At 66.7% G+C, this 16,321-nt stretch carries 18 protein-coding genes; 7 read left to right on the top strand and 11 right to left on the bottom strand.

Annotation, left to right across the window (positions count from 1 at the left end; translation table 11 throughout):
* Positions 1-30: 30 nt before the first annotated feature.
* A complete protein-coding gene (locus ACPL7H_RS16320) occupies positions 31-1,266 on the bottom strand; it encodes a glycosyltransferase (protein ID WP_424797846.1) in 1,236 nt (411 codons plus the stop codon).
* Between the two features lie 203 nt (positions 1,267-1,469).
* On the opposite strand from ACPL7H_RS16320, the gene ACPL7H_RS16315 reads away from it, so the two are divergent.
* The 4 genes from ACPL7H_RS16315 (at position 1,470) to ACPL7H_RS16300 (ending at position 4,032) form a co-directional block, all read left to right on the top strand.
* Positions 1,470-2,306, top strand: a complete 837-nt coding sequence (locus ACPL7H_RS16315) for an alpha/beta fold hydrolase (RefSeq protein WP_424797845.1) — start codon at positions 1,470-1,472, stop codon at positions 2,304-2,306.
* A gap of 163 nt (positions 2,307-2,469) precedes the next feature.
* Positions 2,470-3,096 (top strand): dihydrofolate reductase family protein, encoded by a 627-nt coding sequence (locus tag ACPL7H_RS16310; RefSeq protein WP_424797844.1) that lies wholly within the window; start codon positions 2,470-2,472, stop codon positions 3,094-3,096.
* A 282-nt stretch (positions 3,097-3,378) separates the two neighbouring features.
* Entirely contained in the window at positions 3,379-3,633 is a 255-nt protein-coding gene (locus ACPL7H_RS16305) for a GNAT family N-acetyltransferase (protein WP_424797843.1), read from the top strand.
* A gap of 27 nt (positions 3,634-3,660) precedes the next feature.
* Positions 3,661-4,032: a nuclear transport factor 2 family protein gene (locus ACPL7H_RS16300; RefSeq protein ID WP_424797842.1), complete on the top strand. Its 372-nt coding sequence runs from the start codon at positions 3,661-3,663 to the stop codon at positions 4,030-4,032.
* Between the two features lie 97 nt (positions 4,033-4,129).
* Here the strand turns inward: ACPL7H_RS16300 and ACPL7H_RS16295 are convergent, their stop codons facing one another.
* Complete coding sequence (locus tag ACPL7H_RS16295) at positions 4,130-4,777, bottom strand: TetR/AcrR family transcriptional regulator C-terminal domain-containing protein (RefSeq protein ID WP_424797841.1); 648 nt, start codon at positions 4,775-4,777, stop codon at positions 4,130-4,132.
* 422 nt (positions 4,778-5,199) lie between these two features.
* Here ACPL7H_RS16295 and ACPL7H_RS16290 point away from each other — a divergent pair, with 422 nt between their 5' ends.
* Positions 5,200-5,886, top strand: coding sequence for a hypothetical protein (locus ACPL7H_RS16290; protein ID WP_424797840.1), 687 nt, complete (start codon positions 5,200-5,202; stop codon positions 5,884-5,886).
* A 122-nt stretch (positions 5,887-6,008) separates the two neighbouring features.
* Here ACPL7H_RS16290 and ACPL7H_RS16285 read toward each other — a convergent pair whose 3' ends face one another.
* The 8 genes from ACPL7H_RS16285 to ychF all read right to left on the bottom strand — a co-directional run bounded on the left by ACPL7H_RS16285 (position 6,009) and on the right by ychF (position 12,036).
* Entirely contained in the window at positions 6,009-6,290 is a 282-nt protein-coding gene (locus tag ACPL7H_RS16285; protein ID WP_424797839.1) for a hypothetical protein, read from the bottom strand.
* A gap of 463 nt (positions 6,291-6,753) precedes the next feature.
* On the bottom strand, positions 6,754-7,533 hold the full coding sequence (locus ACPL7H_RS16280; RefSeq protein WP_424797838.1) for a MerR family transcriptional regulator: 780 nt from the start codon (positions 7,531-7,533) through the stop codon (positions 6,754-6,756).
* Positions 7,534-7,536: 3 nt separating this feature from the next.
* The gene (locus ACPL7H_RS16275) at positions 7,537-8,436 is read right to left on the bottom strand and encodes an alpha/beta fold hydrolase (protein ID WP_424797837.1); all 900 of its coding nucleotides are present in this window, start codon (positions 8,434-8,436) and stop codon (positions 7,537-7,539) included.
* 567 nt (positions 8,437-9,003) lie between these two features.
* On the bottom strand, positions 9,004-9,699 hold the full coding sequence (locus ACPL7H_RS16270; RefSeq protein ID WP_424797836.1) for a nucleotidyl transferase AbiEii/AbiGii toxin family protein: 696 nt from the start codon (positions 9,697-9,699) through the stop codon (positions 9,004-9,006).
* A 19-nt stretch (positions 9,700-9,718) separates the two neighbouring features.
* Positions 9,719-10,180, bottom strand: coding sequence for a helix-turn-helix domain-containing protein (locus tag ACPL7H_RS16265; RefSeq protein WP_424797835.1), 462 nt, complete (start codon positions 10,178-10,180; stop codon positions 9,719-9,721).
* Positions 10,181-10,341: 161 nt separating this feature from the next.
* Positions 10,342-10,662 (bottom strand): HigA family addiction module antitoxin, encoded by a 321-nt coding sequence (locus tag ACPL7H_RS16260; protein ID WP_424797872.1) that lies wholly within the window; start codon positions 10,660-10,662, stop codon positions 10,342-10,344.
* Positions 10,637-10,759, bottom strand: coding sequence for a type II toxin-antitoxin system RelE/ParE family toxin (locus ACPL7H_RS16255; RefSeq protein ID WP_424797871.1), 123 nt, complete (start codon positions 10,757-10,759; stop codon positions 10,637-10,639). The genes ACPL7H_RS16260 and ACPL7H_RS16255 overlap by 26 nt, the downstream gene beginning before the upstream one ends.
* 191 nt (positions 10,760-10,950) lie before the next feature.
* Positions 10,951-12,036 carry a redox-regulated ATPase YchF gene (gene ychF / locus ACPL7H_RS16250; RefSeq protein WP_424797834.1) on the bottom strand — a complete coding sequence of 362 codons (1,086 nt, stop codon included), beginning with the start codon at positions 12,034-12,036 and terminating at the stop codon, positions 10,951-10,953.
* Positions 12,037-12,199: 163 nt separating this feature from the next.
* Between ychF and rmuC the strand changes: the two genes are divergently transcribed.
* Complete coding sequence (gene rmuC, locus ACPL7H_RS16245) at positions 12,200-13,813, top strand: DNA recombination protein RmuC (protein ID WP_424797833.1); 1,614 nt, start codon at positions 12,200-12,202, stop codon at positions 13,811-13,813.
* 24 nt (positions 13,814-13,837) lie between these two features.
* On the opposite strand, the gene ACPL7H_RS16240 is transcribed toward rmuC, so the two are convergent.
* Positions 13,838-14,839: a 4-hydroxy-3-methylbut-2-enyl diphosphate reductase gene (locus ACPL7H_RS16240; protein ID WP_424797832.1), complete on the bottom strand. Its 1,002-nt coding sequence runs from the start codon at positions 14,837-14,839 to the stop codon at positions 13,838-13,840.
* A gap of 122 nt (positions 14,840-14,961) precedes the next feature.
* Here ACPL7H_RS16240 and xseA point away from each other — a divergent pair, with 122 nt between their 5' ends.
* A complete protein-coding gene (gene xseA, locus ACPL7H_RS16235; protein ID WP_424797831.1) occupies positions 14,962-16,293 on the top strand; it encodes an exodeoxyribonuclease VII large subunit in 1,332 nt (443 codons plus the stop codon).
* Positions 16,294-16,321 lie beyond the last annotated feature (28 nt).

The following is a 16,321-nucleotide window of genomic DNA, read 5'->3' as shown; positions in this document are numbered from 1 at the left end:
GCCAGTCACGACAGGGTACGGCCAGAGGCCTCAACGCTCGATCGAGGCGATCTGCGCTTCGAGATATCGCGCCGCGGCGGCACCACCGTCTTCGGCGCGGAATGCCTGCGCGACGCGGTCAGCCGACGCACGCACGCGCTCATCGGCGAGGATCCGTTCTACGGCGTCGGCCAGAAGTCGTGTGCCGGCTTGTTTCGGAGAGAGTGCAATCGCATTACCCTGCGCGACGCACTGGTCGATATTCCACACCTGCTCCGGCTGGAGTCCGAACCCCACGAAGGGGGTGCCGGTTGCGCACGCGGTCTGCACGGTTCCCTGGCCGCCGTGCAGCACGGCGGCGTCGACGAATCCGCCGAGGCGGTGGGCGGGAAGGAGGTCGGTGACGTGGACGTTCGCGGGCAGACGGTCATCGGGATCGAGATAGTGCCGTATCGGCGCAATGACATTCACCGGCAATTCACCGAGCCCGGCCGCTGCGGCCAGAGCGAGGCCGCGGTGCGCCGACGAGCCGAGGCCCAAATAGACAAGGGGTCGCTCCTCCGCGGCCAGTTCGGCGACGATCGGCGGCAGTTCGCCGTCGAGATGCGCGAAGATCGGGCCGACGCGCGCATAGCCCGGTGGCAGCGAGAAGCCCTCCAATTCCCACGGCATGACGGTGAGAAGGTTGTGGTCCGCCTCGAGAAGCGATGCGATGGTGCGAAGCGGTGCCAGCCCGTTGGCGACCGCGACTCGTGCGAAGGCCCTCGGGGCGAGTGGCGCGTGGTTGTACGCCCAGCGCAACAGACGGGTCGCGACAGTGTCGGCAAGCCGGGCGGCCGTGCCCGTCCCGCGAACAAGACCGATCCGACCAACCTGCTCGACCTGTGGTCGGGTCAGAGCGAACGGGACGGGATAGAACAAGGGCACTCCCTCGGCACGCGCTGAGATCATCGAGGTCGGATTCGTGCCGATGACCACGGCCGCGGCATCCACCTCGCGGATCAGACGCCTCTCGGCGCCCACCCGCGCTGCGACCAGTTCGTCGGTGAAGGGAGATCTCAGCGTCTTGCCCTGATCGAAACGCAGCGCCTGCCGGCGCTCCACTTCGGTGAACGAGGGTTCGCTCGGGCGATACTCGAAACCCGCGTCGACGATGAGATGAGCGAAGTCGTGCTCATAGCCCTGGAACACGGCACGGTGCCGGGGATCCAGCGCCCGGGCGACCTCGATCATCCGCGTCACCTCGGCGAGATTGAAGGTGATCGGACAGAAGACGATCGTGCTCACGGGGTCGGCACCTCCAGCGTGCTTCGGATCCCTGCCCACGCTACGCGCCCATAGGGACCCCTCGCAGGGAGCACCGAGGCCGCGGCCTGAAGCCGGCCTCCACTGGTCCTGTGCGCGATAGGTTCAGCGCAGCAAGGGTGCACGAGCCCGTGCCCGTGCGACGACGACATTCGAGACGGCTTTGTGGGCGGGAGCGGAGCGACATGGGTGAGCGGCAAGACTCCCAACTCAAGGATGGTCGCGACGTCGCGATCCACCACGCGGGCTCCCCCGCCCCGGGCGCGCCCGTGCTCGTGATGCATTACGGCACGCCGCACACCGGGAAGCATCCGCCGCCAATCGACCAGCTAGCCGCTGCGGTCGGGCTACGCCTGGTGTCGGTGACCCGCCCGGGCTTCGCGGGCTCATCCCGACGTGCTGGTCGCACGGTATCCGACGCTGCTGAGGACATCATCGAGGTCCTGGACCGGCTGAACGTCGGCCGCATGGTCACGGCCGGGTACTCGGGCGGCGGCCCGCACGCACTCGCGCTGGCAGCCCTTGCGCCCGATCGCGTCGACCATGCCGCAACGTTCGGATGCCCCGCCCCCTATGACCAGACGCCGGATTGGTTCACGGGTATGGCGGCCAACGGGGGCGGGCTGCGGCCCGCTGCCGAAGGGCCCGAGGCGAGGGAGCGCTATCAGCGCACGGCCGAGTTCGATCCCGGCAGTTTCACAGCAGCCGATTGGGCAGCCCTGTCGGGACCGTGGGCCGGCATCGGTGACGACGCCCAATCGGCAACTGCCGCGGGCAGCGCGTTCGGCGAGATCGACGACGATCTCGCACTCGTCGCGCCATGGGGCGTCGACCTCGATCGGATTACCACCAGAGTCAGTGTGTTCCACGCAGCGTCCGACCGCGTCATCCCTGCTCATCACGCGGAGCGACTCGCCGCGCTGCTGCCGTCGGCCGGCGTGCGCTCACTCGAGGCGTCGGGGCACGTCGCCGTTCTTGGGCAGTTGCCCCAGTGGATGCGTGCTGTCGCTCCTCATACGTGACGGTGACATGCCCGGCCCGATACCTTGACGCCGGTCCTATCGTGAGTGCATCTCGGGCTGGGGGCTCCCGTGTGTGGGGGTGCCATCCCTTGCCCAGCGCCGACCGATCCCGTTATGTTCTACGACGTACAACACATGGACCAGCGTCGGGAGTGATCCGCAGGTGAAGTTGACCGTCATGCAGTTCGTGAGCCTCGATGGCGTGTCGCAGGGACCCGGCTCCCCGCAGGAGGATCCGAGCGGAGGGTTCACCCGAGGGGGGTGGCTGGTCCCGCACATGGATGCCTCATTCGTGGAGCAGGCTTCCGACTGGCTCGGCCACGCCGATGCGCTGCTGTTCGGCAGGCGTACCTACGAGGCGTTCGCCCGTGACTGGCCACAAATCACCGATCCAGGGGACCCGTTCGCGGCGCGGATGAACAGTCTGCCGAAGTATGTGGCGACACAGACCCTGTCCGACGCCGGCTGGGATCCCACCACCATCTTGACGGGAGATGTTGAGGCCCAGGTTGCTGACCTCAAGTCCCGGCCAGGCCGTGACCTGCAAGTGCATGGTAGTTCGGCGCTGGCTCAGAGCCTGTTCTCCGCCGGCCTGGTCGACGAGCTGCGGTTGGTCGTCGCCCCCGTGGTCGTGGGTCAGGGCCGTCGACTCTTCCCCGATGGCGCGAGCCCTCTCGGCCTTGACCTGGTCAACAGCCGTACGACACCGCAGGGGTTGACCATCCAGGTCTTCGAGACGCGAGGGAGGCCGGACTTCGCGGTCTACGAGGGCGTCTCCTCGGTGGGATGAACTGGCGCGAAGACTCCGACGACGCCCCCCTCCCTCCGCGACTCAGACGGTACCGGGATGGGGATGCGCAGCCCACCCTGGAGGTGTACGTGCGCGCCATCCGAGAAACGGCGTCAGCCCACTACCGCCCAGACCAGGTCAACGCATGGTGCCCTCCACACCTGGACAGCACGGCGTGGGCCGCTGCTCGTTCACGGGTGTGGACGATCGTGGCCGAGGTGGAGGGGGTTCTCGTGGGCTTCTGCGACCTGACCGACGAGGCAGAGGTAGACATGCTGTTCGTTGCCCGCTCAGGCCGGTGGGCGTGGCATCGCCCGCTCGTTGATCACCAGCGTGCTGGCCGAAGCCAGGCGACGAGGGTGCACGCGTGTCACGACCCGAGCGAGCCGCGCCGCCCGGGCAACATTCGCCAGGTGTGGCTTCGTGGTCGACCGTGAGAACAAGACGAATACGGTCCGCGGCGTCCTGGTGCCGAACTTCGAGATGCATGTCGAAATCACAGGGCCATGGGCTCGGTCCGGAGATCTCCCGGCATAGCCCACCCAACGAGGAGGTAGAGAGAACGTGGGAACGAGTAGGAACAAGCAGACCGTGGAGCGCTACCTCGATGGCTTTCGACGCACCGATCACGGCCAGATCCTGGACTGCCTGACCGACGACATCAGGTGGACGGTGTTCGGTGCCTTCACGCTGGAAGGCAAGGCTGCCTACGACGCCGCCATCGAGGGCCCTGGGTTCGCAGGGGACCCCGAGCTGGAGGTGGTGCGGATGGTCGAGGAGGGTGACACGATCATGGCTGAACTCCGTGGCCGGGTCCCACAAGGGGACGGGTCCACGCAGCGGTTGAGCATGGCGGAGGTCTTTGTGATGCGAGAAGGCCTGATCTGTGAGCGGCGCGCCTGGGTCATTCCGCTGGCCGAGGAAGACGTCTGGTAAGCGGGGCACCCGACCTCTCCGGCGCACGCTGTTGTCGTTGACTGGCGCCTCCCACGGGGCAGCGGGTCATCCACCTTCCAGCGCCGTCCGCCCAGCATCATCTGCTCGCGGCACTGGCCAGGCCCTCGATGAGCGCATCGAGAGTGACGAGGAACAAGTCCTGTCCGCTGCCCGGGGCATGGCCGCACGTGACCGCAGCCTGCAGGGCAGGGAAGTCGGCGAGTTCCACTGCGGAGAGACGTTCCACCCGCTCCGGGTCGCCCCCATCCCCCGTCGTCTCCGGGAACGCCCCCAGGCTGCCGACCACGAACCCCGTCACCACGTGGATGGCCTGCAGCGCCCACCCGGGCGGGAACCCACCCTCCTGCAGGACACGCACTCCCCTGTCCAACATCCGCAGGACGGTAGGCGTGAGGGCAGGGCGGGTCGCAACCAGGGGCAGCACCTCCGGGTGCGCTCGCAGCCGTGCACTGAGCCTCAACCCGTAGGAACGCATGAACTCACGCCACTCACGCCCAGTTGACTCCGGCGGCACGGCGTCGCCGACGACCAGTTCCACCAACCCGTCAAGGAGTTGGTCCTTGTTCGACACGTGATGGTAGAGCGCCATTGCCTCGACACCCAGTTCAGCAGCCAAACCGCGCATAGTCAGCGACGCAGCACCTTGCCGGTCGACGAGATCGAGAGCGCCGCCGAGCACCATCGCCCGGGTCAGCCCTGCGTGCTGACCTCGGACGCGCTTCACGGGGAGAGGCCCTGATATGTCATACAACGTAAATCTACGCGATCGAATTGCGGCCACCGAGCGTTGCTCGACTCGACGCGAGCCCGCATGAACGGGCGGCCAGGACTCCTCTGGGCACGAGAGCCAATCACGCGCGCCTACTGGACCGCCACCCGGCCGCCCTGTGCGCACCACCACGCAGTGCCACCGGCTTCACGGCCGGTTGCCTCGTGAATTCGGTCGCGTCGAACCGGAGACCGATGCGTGCGACCTGGAGGGGTGACTAGGCTCATGCCATGGACACCGGCTGCGAGAGCGTCAGGCCCGTTGCCACCCTTATCACCTCCACCTTGGTGGACGGCGACTGGAAAGCCGTGACCAGCCCGACCCGAGCCTCGAAGGCTGGGGGCGCGGCGCCCCGCACGCCGCGGTGAGGGGCCAGAGTGCCGCCGGTTGAGATCCTCATCATCGCGCTTCCGCTGGCGACGGTGCTGGCGCTCGGCATCGGTTCGACCGTACGCATCGAGCGGCGACGTCGTCGTGCGACGAACGGTGCCCGCGAGTTCGCCACACGGCACGCCTGGCGTTATGAGGAGGAATCCGAGGGCCTCACCGAGAGCTTCGAGTTGCCCATCACCGCTTCCGGCAGACTTCGCCGGCTCCGTTCCCGCAACCTCCTCAGCGGCACCTACCGAAGCCGGGCGGCACAGTCCTGGGAGTTCGCCGCCACTGAGCGCACGAAGGGAAGCAGCCGCAGCAGGGGGTCCACTCATGTGCATCTCTACCACCTGGCCGCGCTCAAGGCGGACCGGGAGTTACCGGCGCTGACGATCACATCCCGGGGCGGTGCTTTCTCGCGGGCCCTCGCCGGCGCGCCCAGCCAGACCACCGGGGACGCGGGATTCGACCGCGCCTGGGGGGCGAAGGCGCAGAACCAGGGCGTTCTGCGCGCCCTCCTCGGTGACGGCTTCCGTGCTCGTCTCCTGGACTTCCACGGCGAACTGGACGGCCTGGCCACCCGTGGTTCGACCTTGCTGCTCTGGCGCAAGGGCCGTCAGCAGGCCGAGGACATTGAGCCCCTGCTGGAGAAGGCAGCCGAGATCCTCCGGCACCTCGAGCGGCGGGGCTGAGGCCCACGCTCAGGGCGCCGTCCAGGCCACTGACGGCCGAGACCACAGCAAGCGCGAAATGTCCGCCGCAGACCTGGCGACCGGCGCGAGGACCGCCGCCTGCTGGACGCGGGTGAGCGGGGTCAGCGCCACGACAGTTCCCCGATCACGGCGACGGCCGGCCCGCTGCGCACGTCGTCCAGGAACCCGGAGGGCGCGGCGAACTCCTCGGTGGTGAGGATCGTCGGGCTCACGGGACGGTGCACCGCAACCTCGACTCGGGTGCACGCCTGGTAAACCGCGTCCACGTCGGGGTCCCCGAGCACCATGACGTCAATGTCGTGCGGCGCCGGACCGGCATCCCCGAGCATCCGCGAGGAGCGGCGCTTCGGTTCAACGTGCTCGCCGAACACCTCGCCGCTCACCGCCCACCGGCAAGGATCGTTGGCTCCTCGGGGGTGAGGGCGACGACCACCGCACCAGAACGCCGTCGGTTACTGCTCGCGCAAGACGCTGCGCGACGCTGGACCGTCCGGCATCAAGTTCCACGACCTGCGGCCCTTCTACGCCTCCGGCCGGATCGCCGCCGGTTGCGACGTCGTGACCGTCCAGCGGTCGCTTGTGCACGCGACTGCGAGGTTCACCATCTACGCCCACCACTGGCGAACGGCGGGGGACCGCCCTCGAAAGGCTGCGGAGTCGATCATGTCTGCGTCACTCGGCGAGCGAGTCGACGAGGTAACGCCGACACGGGGACATGAGTAGGTCAGGTGATCAGACGACCCTTTGTCCCAACGTCGCCGGTGACGCCCGTTCCACCCTTCATCGGTGATGGTTCGTTACCAAGAGCGCCCGTCGCTGGGTAGGTCCACGATCTGAACCTTCTCCCTAACCCTGTCTGGGGATCGGCACGCCAGCGGCCCGCAGGTGCTGGGTGACGAGGGTGTTGATCCGCACTACTGCTGGATAGTCGTCCGATCCATGGTGCTCGATGGTGACGTACTGTTGCGTCGACTCGGCATCGACCAGCGTCGCAGCGTTCCGTTCCAGGACCTCGCGTTGCTTGAGTAGGTTCGCTGCGAGATCCGTTGCGAGGGCTTCGATGCGCGAGTCGTGCGGATCCCAGTGGCGGGCCTCCCAGGAGCGCTTCAGCAGGTCGATGTGCTCCGGGTCGGCGAAGCGCTCATCGAGTTGGTCGAGGAACCCGTCGTGCAGTTCTGGGGTGATCGCACGCAGCAGGATGAGACTCTCCCGCACGGAGTCGACGTACTCGAGGTCGAAGCCGTACGCGGTGAACCGCGCAAGCGCGGAGCAGGCGCGGTCGGAGAGTAGCGCCCGATCGCCGTCTGCCAGCCTGTGGAGCGTGAGTTGGCGTTCTCGGAGCGCGTCGATCCGCTCGCTCAGCCGCCGGTCGACCTCGGTCATCCGGGCGGCGAACTGCTCCGGCTCGGCGTCGAGAAGATCTTCGATCTCTGCCAGGGGCACGCCTGCCTCGGCGAGCGTGCGCACCTGGACGAGCCGGAACAGATCCGCCGATCCGTACCGGCGATAGCCGGACGTGTCGCGGTCGGGCTCGGCAACCAGGCCCAGGCGGTGGTAGTGCCGCACCGTTTTGATGGTGACGTTCGCGAACGCCGCCGCTTGCCCGATCGTGAGACCCCGTGCCATGCGTCAGCCTGCCAGTTGCGCGGCCTGGTCCCGTACGACCTGCGCGACGGCAACGGAATCCTTGCGCAGGATCGCCTCGTGGTTGCTCGGCACCCGGGCGCTGATCTGGAGGTTGTGGTTCCGGGCGACCACTGGTTCGAGCGCGCGGCGGATCCGACCCATCTGGTCGTTCTTCGATCCCGTGTGGTCGCCCTGGGCGATGATGTAGCGCACTGGTGTGGTGATCCGGTCGAGAATTGGAACGAGCTGCGACTCCTCCAGCAGGTTGTTTGCCTCGATGTTGATCTGGGCGTGCTGATCGGCGCTCATCCGAGCAGCCAACCCCAGTCGTGCGGCGATCGGCAGGAACAGCCGCATCCTGCCGAAAAGTCTGCGGATCTGGTCGTCGGGGAGTTCCTTCCTGATCGAGGCGGGAACCGGGAGTGCCCCGTCCACCGACACGATGCCGGCGACCCGGTCGGGATGCCGGTCGGCCCAGTGCACAGCAATCAGGGCCCCGTAGGACCAGCCGACCAGTATCGGGCGCTCGCTGCGGCGGGCGGTGAGCACCGCGTCAAGGTCGCGCACGGCGGCCTCGAACGAGTAGTCGGCCGAGCGGCGGGAGCGGCCGCGGGCACGTTCGTCATAGGCGATGTGCCGGTAGGTGATCGACCCACCGGCCGATGCGGCCGTGGTGCGCTGCAGGCCGTGTCCGGCGAGCGCCTGATCGGTGGCCGCGTGCACGGTTCCGGTGAACCCGAGTTCGGCTATGACCTTCTTCCAGTGTCGGGTGTTGGCATAGGAACCGTTCAGGTAGACGACGGGAATGCCGTCCCCTCCGGTGTCGGTGACACGGAGTGCGGTGTCTTCGACGGGAACGTAGCCCGTCCAAGGGGTCGGTGGGGTCTTCGTTGGCGTGTCCATGACATCCATGCTCCGGGTTGACCTCGGGTCAAGGTCAACCCTCGAGTCGGAATCGGGCTCGCGGGTGGTGCACCGAACACTCTTAGGCAGCGGACGTGGACGGCCAAGGAAGGCCAGACGTCAGCGAACGCCCCATCCGCAAACACCGGGACGACCCTTGACGAGGCAAGTGCCGTCGCCGCTTCCACATCAGCCCGGATTCCCATGCTCGTCAGTTTCTCGGACCCCATGACACTCATTCAGCTGTTCCGCGAGAGAACCTTGGAGGCTGTCGAATAGAGCTGCGGCGGCAGATGCCTCAAGACTCAGCCGAAGCAGACGGGGCCGTTCTGACGCGCTGGGGATCAGACGTTGAAGCGGAACGAAAACCGGGTATTTCGGCTACCTTCGATAATCGTTGAAAACAGCCAAAAAGGGCCTCTGACCTGGGCAAACGCCGTCCGCGAGCCGTTGGCAGCCGTTGGTCAGAAACGGGCTCCGCGTGACTTCTTGCGGACTATTTGCGGACCGCTGGACGGTCGGAGACCCTGAGGTCATTCGTCGCGGACTCACCGACATGACGTCAGGCTAGTCCGAGCCCCGACCTAGACCTTCGATCTTCGCGCATCTTGCGGACAAGTCGCGGATGCTCTGCCAGACAACCGCTCGGGGCGCGTCGATTTTGAGTGCTCGGATGTATTCGTCGAGACGTTGCGGGCGATCTTGGAGGTAGGTGACTGCTTTGTTGAGAGTCTCGCCGACCGTCTTGCCGTACGCATCGACCGCCTTGCGCGCGCCGGCCTTCAGGGCGACGGCGTCGGGTTTTATCATGGCCAGGTCGATCAGGTCGCGGCTGAACGTCGACGTGTCTGCCCAACGGTCGTCATTGGCGAGCAGCTTGGTTGCGACCTGGTCGGTTCGCGTCAGGATCCGTAAGCCACAGATCTCATCGCCCAGGGAGGGAGTGTCGAGGTCGATGCGACCTTCATGGATGATCTCGAACTTGATCGCAATCCCTGCCACGAGCACCGAGGTCCTGATGCCGTAACCGTCAACAGAGGGTGATCGACCCAGGTCCAGTTCGCGTGTAGCCAGAGCATCGAGCCCGTGGTCCCTGACCATCTGGCGCAGTTCGCGGTAGGACTTCGGGTCGGAGACCAGGAAGTCGATGTCGACCGATTCGCGGAACTCACCGTTGGCGAGGACGATCGCGGTGCCGCCTCCGAACCAGCAGTTGTGCTCGGCCAGGAGCGGTGCGTCGAGGATCGACAGCACCTCGGCCACCTGTTGGTGGTGCAGCCGCCTAAACAAGGAGCCTCCCGTTGCTGTAGGTGTCCGCCAGGTGCTGGATGAATGCCTTCTCGTGGTCAGTCAGCGTCTCCTGGTTGAGGTTTCGCCAGCCGCGTTCGTAGAGGTTGAGTGCCTCTGTCTCGGTGATGGTGGTGCCGGCGTCGGTCTGCCATGCCAGCATGCGGAGGCCGGGGTAGTCGCCCACCGTGATCGTCGCCGGTTCTGCTGCTGGAGCGTCGAGGATCGGGACGACGAGATGAAGTCCGAGTGCGGCGGCAACGTTGATGTAGGCGCCGACCGTGACCGAGGGGTTGCCTGCCTCGATCCTGTGCAGGGTGACACGCGAAACGCCAGCAGCTTCGGCACAGGCGACTACCGTGACACCGAGGGCCTTTCGGCGTTCGCGTAGCCGGGCGCCTAGGCGTTCGAGGTCCGCCTGTTGCTCGGGGCTCGTGTACGGGCTAGGGGCTGGCATGTTTCTCATATTAGTCATTCAACCCTTAAAGTCAATAATGAGAAACGATTCTCATGATCCCTCGGTCAAAGGGCAGGTTGAGGGCAGGCGGGGTACGGCGGACGTGGGACTACCTACGTAGCCGACGGCCTTTCGAACAAGCAGACGTTCTGGGCCGACAGTCACGCGACCCTCAGCGGAGTGATCGCAGCGACCTTCTCCCGCAGAGCGCGGCGCTGGAGCCGCAGCTCATAGTTCGACTGCAGGTTCATCCAGAACTCCTCGGACGTGCCGAAGTACCGCGCCAGACGGATCGCCGTGTCCGCTGTGATGCCCCGCTTGCCGTGAACAATCTCGTTGATCCGGCGTGGCGGCACGCCGATGGACACCGCAAGCTTGTTCTGCGTGATCCCGAAGCCCACGATGAAATCCTCCATCAGGACCTCTCCCGGGTGGATCGGCTCGATCCGGTCACTCTCAGTGGTAGTCGACGAGTTCGACATTGTCCGCACCTCCATCTCTCCAGACGAAGCAGAGACGCCATTGCGCGTTCACGCGGATGCTGTGCTGCCCGCGTCGGTCGCCGACCAGACGCTCCAGGCGATTGCCCGGCGGGACCCGGAGGTCCTCGACATCCTTCGCCGCATGGAAAACTCGAGCTTCCGCAAGGTCGCCCGCTGCACCGTCCGGTCAATACGCTTGACGTACTGCTCATGCCAGATGCGCTCGGTGTCCTTGCTCCCGAACGATCTGATCACATGGCTAGCACATAACGCGGAGCGTCATTGACGCTAGACGTTAAACCGGAACTCGACCACGTCGCCGTCGGCCATCACGTAGTCCTTACCCTCGATGCGCACCTGACCGCGGGCCTTGGCTGCAGCCATCGACCCGGCCGCCACCAGGTCCTCGAAGGAAACCACCTCGGCCTTGATGAAACCCTTCTGGAAGTCGGTGTGGATCACACCGGCGGCTTGAGGCGCGGTCCACCCCTTGCCGATGGTCCAGGCCCGGGCCTCCTTGGGCCCGGCCGTCAGGTAGGTCTGCAGCCCGAGGGTGTCGAATCCGACCCGTGCGAGTTGGTCCAATCCGGACTCGGCCTGCCCGGACTCGGCGAGCATCTCGGCCGCCTCATCCGGCTCCAACTCCACCAGTTCGGCCTCGAACTTGGCGTCCAGGAAGATCGCCTGGGCCGGTGCGACCAACTCGCGCAGCCGCTCCTGCATCTCGGCGTCGGCCAGACCCTCATCGTCGGTGTTGAACACGTAGATGAACGGCTTGGCGGTCATCAGCCCGAACTGGGCGATCACCTGCGGGTCAAGTCCGGCGGCAGCCCCACCGGCGGAGATCGTCACGCCCGTCTCCAGCAGCGCCAGGGCGCCCTGGGCGGCGTCAAGCACCTCAGCCTCGATCCGCTTGCCGCGCACCTCCTTCTCCAGCCGCGGCATCGCCTTCTCCAGAGTCTGGATGTCGGCGAGGATCAGTTCAGTGTTGATGGTCTCGATGTCATCAGCCGGGGAGATCTTGCCGTCCACGTGCACCACGTCAGGATCGGCAAAGGCGCGGGTGACCTGACAGATCGCCTCGGCTTCACGGATATTGGCCAGGAACTTGTTCCCCAGCCCCTCCCCTTCGCTGGCGCCCTTGACGATGCCTGCGATGTCCACGAAGGAGACCGTGGCAGGCAGGATCCGCTCGGACCCGAAGATCTCTGCCAGGACGCCAAGACGTTCATCCGGCAGCGGCACTACGCCGATGTTCGGCTCGATGGTGGCGAACGGGTAGTTCGCAGCCAGGACGGTCGCGCGGGTCAGCGCGTTGAACAGGGTGGACTTGCCAACGTTGGGCAGGCCGGCGATTCCGATAGTGAGGGCCACGTGGGGTGATTCTACTTGCCGGCACCAGCACCGGCGGACCCGGTGTGATGCAGACGATGAACGACGACGGCGCGTACCTGCCATAGGAGCGGATCCACGGCGAAGTGAGGGGTCTGCGGCCGGTCGGTGCCCCGATGTCAGTGGCTCGTGGTTGCCTGGGGGCATGGAGTTCACACACGTGCTGTTGATCGTCGGGGCGCTGCTGTTAGGCATTGCCGGCGGATTCTTGGTGGCGCGTCAGCGAGCCGCCGCCCAGAGCGGGCAACTCAATGCCCGCGCCGTGGCCGCAGAACGTGAGTTGGCCGCGGTGCGGCAGATGCACGATCAGCAGGTCCGGGCTGAACGCGACAGCGCACTTGAACGACTGCAGACCGAGCGGTCCGACGCCGCTGCTCGCCTGGAGGAGGAGCGAAATACAGCCGCGCAACGGCTGGCTGCGCGAGAGCAGGAGTTGGCCCAGCGTCTCGCTGACCGGGAGCGGGAACTCGCCGAGCAACTGCGCGCCGAGCGTGAGGCTGCGGCGCAGCGAGTGGAAGAGATGCGCGCGGACACCAAACGTTTGGCCGACGAGTTCGAAGCACTCTCGCGCAAGGCACTGGCGGCGAACTCTGAGTCGTTCCTGCAGCAGGCTGCGGAGCGGCTCAAGCGTGCCGAAGAGTCCAGCGTCTCCGAACTGGCCAAGCGCGAGGAGGCCATCAAGTCGCTGGTGGAGCCGTTGCAGCGGACCCTGGGCGAGGTGAAGGCCGAGATGACGTCCGCGGAGAAGGCCCGGCTCGCCGCCCACACCGCACTTGACCAGCAGGTCCAGGCAATGCGCGAGTCCTCCGACTCCTTGCGCACCGAGACCGGCCAGTTGGTGACCGCCTTGCGTGCTCCGCAGGTTCGCGGGCGTTGGGGTGAGCTGCAACTACGGCGCGTGGTCGAGGCTGCCGGAATGGTCGAACATGTCGACTTCACCGAGCAGGACCAACTCGACGGCGGGGCGCTGCGCCCGGACCTGGTGGTGAAACTGCCCGGGGACAAGCAGATCGTGGTGGACTCCAAAGTCTCGTTCAACGGCTACCTCGAAGCGATGGAGGCCCGCGAGGAATCGGTCCGCGCCGAACGGCTCAAGGCCCACGCCCGGCACCTGCGCAAGCACATCGACGATCTGGACTCCAAGGCCTACTGGGAGCACATCAGCGGCAGCCCGGAGTTCACCGTGATGTTCGTTCCGGCCGAGGCCTTCCTGAACGCGGCGCTGGAGCAGGACCCCACCCTGCTGGAACACGCCTTCGGCAAGAACGTGGTCATCGCCACCCCGCCCACGCTGGTCGCACTGCTACGAACCGTGGGTTACACCTGGCGCCAGGAGTTGCTCGCCGCCGAGGCCCAACAGGTCTTCACCGTGGGCCGGGAACTGCACAAGCGGCTGGCCACCTTCGGCGAGCACCTGCAGAAGGTCAGCCGCAGCCTGAACAGCACCGTGGACGCCTTCAACAAGATGAACGCCTCATTGGACTCCCGGCTGGTGCCCCAGGTCCGGCGGTTCTCGGGTCTGCAGGGATTGGAGGAGTCCTTCGAGGTACCGCCACCACTGGAAGTACTCGCCGTGGCGGCGCACAAGGAGGACCTCTATGCCTCCGCCGCTGACGGCGAAGCGCAGCAGCCGCATCTCGACCGGGCCGATGAGACAACGAAACTTGTCGAATCCGCTGACGCAGTCGCCAAGAAGGTCGCACACGAGAACCCCCAGGAGCAACACGCCGGCGGCGACACCGAAACCGCGATCGCCTGAGCGCGCAACGCCGCGGCTGGCCTCTCAGGAGGCGTTGACCTGCAACTCCGGGCGGTGGCCGCGCTGGAGTTTCCCGGCCTTCTTCAGGTCCGCCCGCAACTCCTTGGGTAGGGAGAACATCAGGTCTTCGGTCGCGGTCCGGACCTCCTCGAGGTCGGAGAAACCGAGCGCATCGAGGCGCTCGATCACCTCGCGCACCAGAATCTCCGGGACCGAGGCACCAGAGGTCACTCCCACCGTGGTGGCGCCCTCGAGCCACTCGTCCTGCAACTCCCGGACCCGGTCCACCCGGTAGGCCGCGCCCGCCCCCGCCTCCAGGGACACCTCGACCAGGCGCACGGAGTTGGAGGAGTTGGCCGAGCCGACCACGATCATGACGTCGACCCGCGGGGCGATCTTCTTCACCGCCACCTGCCGGTTCTGGGTGGCGTAGCAGATGTCATCACTGGGCGGGTCCTGGAGCGCGGGGAACCGCTCACGCAGCCGGCGCACGGTCTCCATCACCTCATCCACCGAGAGCGTGGTCTGGGACAGCCACACGACGTTCTCCGGGTCCCGCACGGTCACCGAGTCCACCGCGTCCGGGCCGTCGACCAACTGGACGTGCTCCGGCGCCTCGCCCGCGGTGCCCTCGACCTCCTCGTGGCCGTCGTGGCCGATGAGCAGGATGTCCATGTCCTTACGGGCGAAGCGCACCGCTTCCTTGTGCACCTTCGTCACCAACGGGCAGGTGGCATCGATGGTGGCCAGATTGCGTGTGGCAGCCTCGGCGTGCACCGCCGGCGAGACCCCGTGGGCAGAGAAGACCACCCGGGCGCCTTCGGGGACCTCATCGGTCTCGTCGACGAAGATCGCGCCGCGTTCGGACAGGGTCTCCACCACGAACTTGTTGTGCACGATCTCTTTGCGCACATAGATCGGTGCGCCGTGGTGCTCCAGTGCCCGCTCGACCGCTTCGACAGCCCGGTCGACGCCCGCACAGTAGCCACGTGGAGCGGCGAGCAGCACACGTTTGGTTACAGACACGCCTCCAGTCTAGGTGGCATCGCAGTGATCGTCCTGTGTCCGCCCCTCAGATGCAGACGGCCGCCGCTGCCATCGGTGGTGCCGTTGCTTCGACTGTCACCGGGATGGGGCAGGCTAGGACCATGAGCACCTCCCTCGACCCCGGCGCCCTGCCCCCCAAGGCACTGGACACCACCGCCGAACACCCCTGGCCGGTGCGGGTGCTGTCGACCAAGATCGCCGAGTACGTCAATCGGATGGCGCCGGTGTGGGTCGAGGGTCAGATCGTCCAGCTGAACAAGCACAATTCCTCCGCCACCGCCTACCTGACGTTGCGGGACACCGATGTGGACATGTCCCTGAACGTGACCATGCTCAAGCGCTTGCTCGCCTCCGTCGCCGCCCCGGTGGCCGAAGGTGCGCACGTGGTGGTGCACGCCAAGCCGAACTTCTGGATCAAGAAGGGCACGCTCAGCCTGCGGGCCCAGGACATCCGCGCCATCGGGGTCGGAGAACTGCTCGCCAGGATCGAGCACCTGAAGAAGATTCTGGCCGCTGAGGGGCTCTTCGATGCCGAGCGCAAGCACCCGCTGCCGTTCCTGCCGGCGCGCATCGGACTGATCTGCGGACGCGATGCCAAGGCCAAGCACGACGTGCTCGTCAACGCCCGCGCCCGGTGGGAGCATGTGCGCTTCGAGATCCGCGAGGTCGCGGTGCAGGGCCCCAACTGCGTACCCGAGGTCAGCGCAGCGGTTGCCGAACTCGACGCTCGTGAGGACGTCGACGTGATCATCATCGCCCGCGGTGGGGGGTCCGTGGAGGACCTGCTGCCCTTCTCCAACGAGTCCCTGGTGCGCGCGGTCGGGGCGGCCACCACGCCGGTAGTTTCGGCCATCGGGCACGAGACCGACACCCCGTTGCTGGACCTGATCGCCGACTACCGCGCCTCCACCCCCACTGCGGCGGCCAAGCGCGTGGTGCCGGACGTGGCTGCCGAACTCTCCCGGATCGACGACGCTCGCGAGCAGATGCGGCGCTGTCTGGCCCAACGCCTGGACAACGAGAGCGCACACCTGACCAATATCCGGGCCCGCCCGGTGCTGGCTGACCCCACCTCGATCATTACCCCCCGCATGGAGGGCCTGCAGCGTGCGCGACGCGACGCCCGCCAGGCCATCCGGCATGCGCTTGCCCAGGCCCAAGCGGACCTGCACACCGCCCGGGCGAGCCTGCGCGCGCTCTCCCCCCAGTCCACCCTGAATCGCGGATACGCAGTCCTTCGGACCAGCAGCGGCCAGGTTGTCCGCGATGCCGGGGCCGTCGAGGTCGGGCAGGACCTGCACGCCCAGGTGGCCAGCGGGGCACTGCACCTGGACGTGACGGCGATCGAGGAGACGACGAGCGGCCAAGTGGCCGTGACCGCAGAACCCACCGAGAACGCCGGCGCCTCGCTGGCGCCGGCGGACTCACACTGACCCCGCACCGACCTGATTGGATAGTGCC

Origin of the sequence: Pseudactinotalea sp. Z1732, assembly GCF_049724975.1 — a bacterium.
Lineage (GTDB): Bacteria > Actinomycetota > Actinomycetes > Actinomycetales > Beutenbergiaceae > CALKWS01.
The sequence above is the reverse complement of the archived record's forward strand: the minus strand, read 5'-3'. Positions and strand labels throughout refer to the sequence as shown.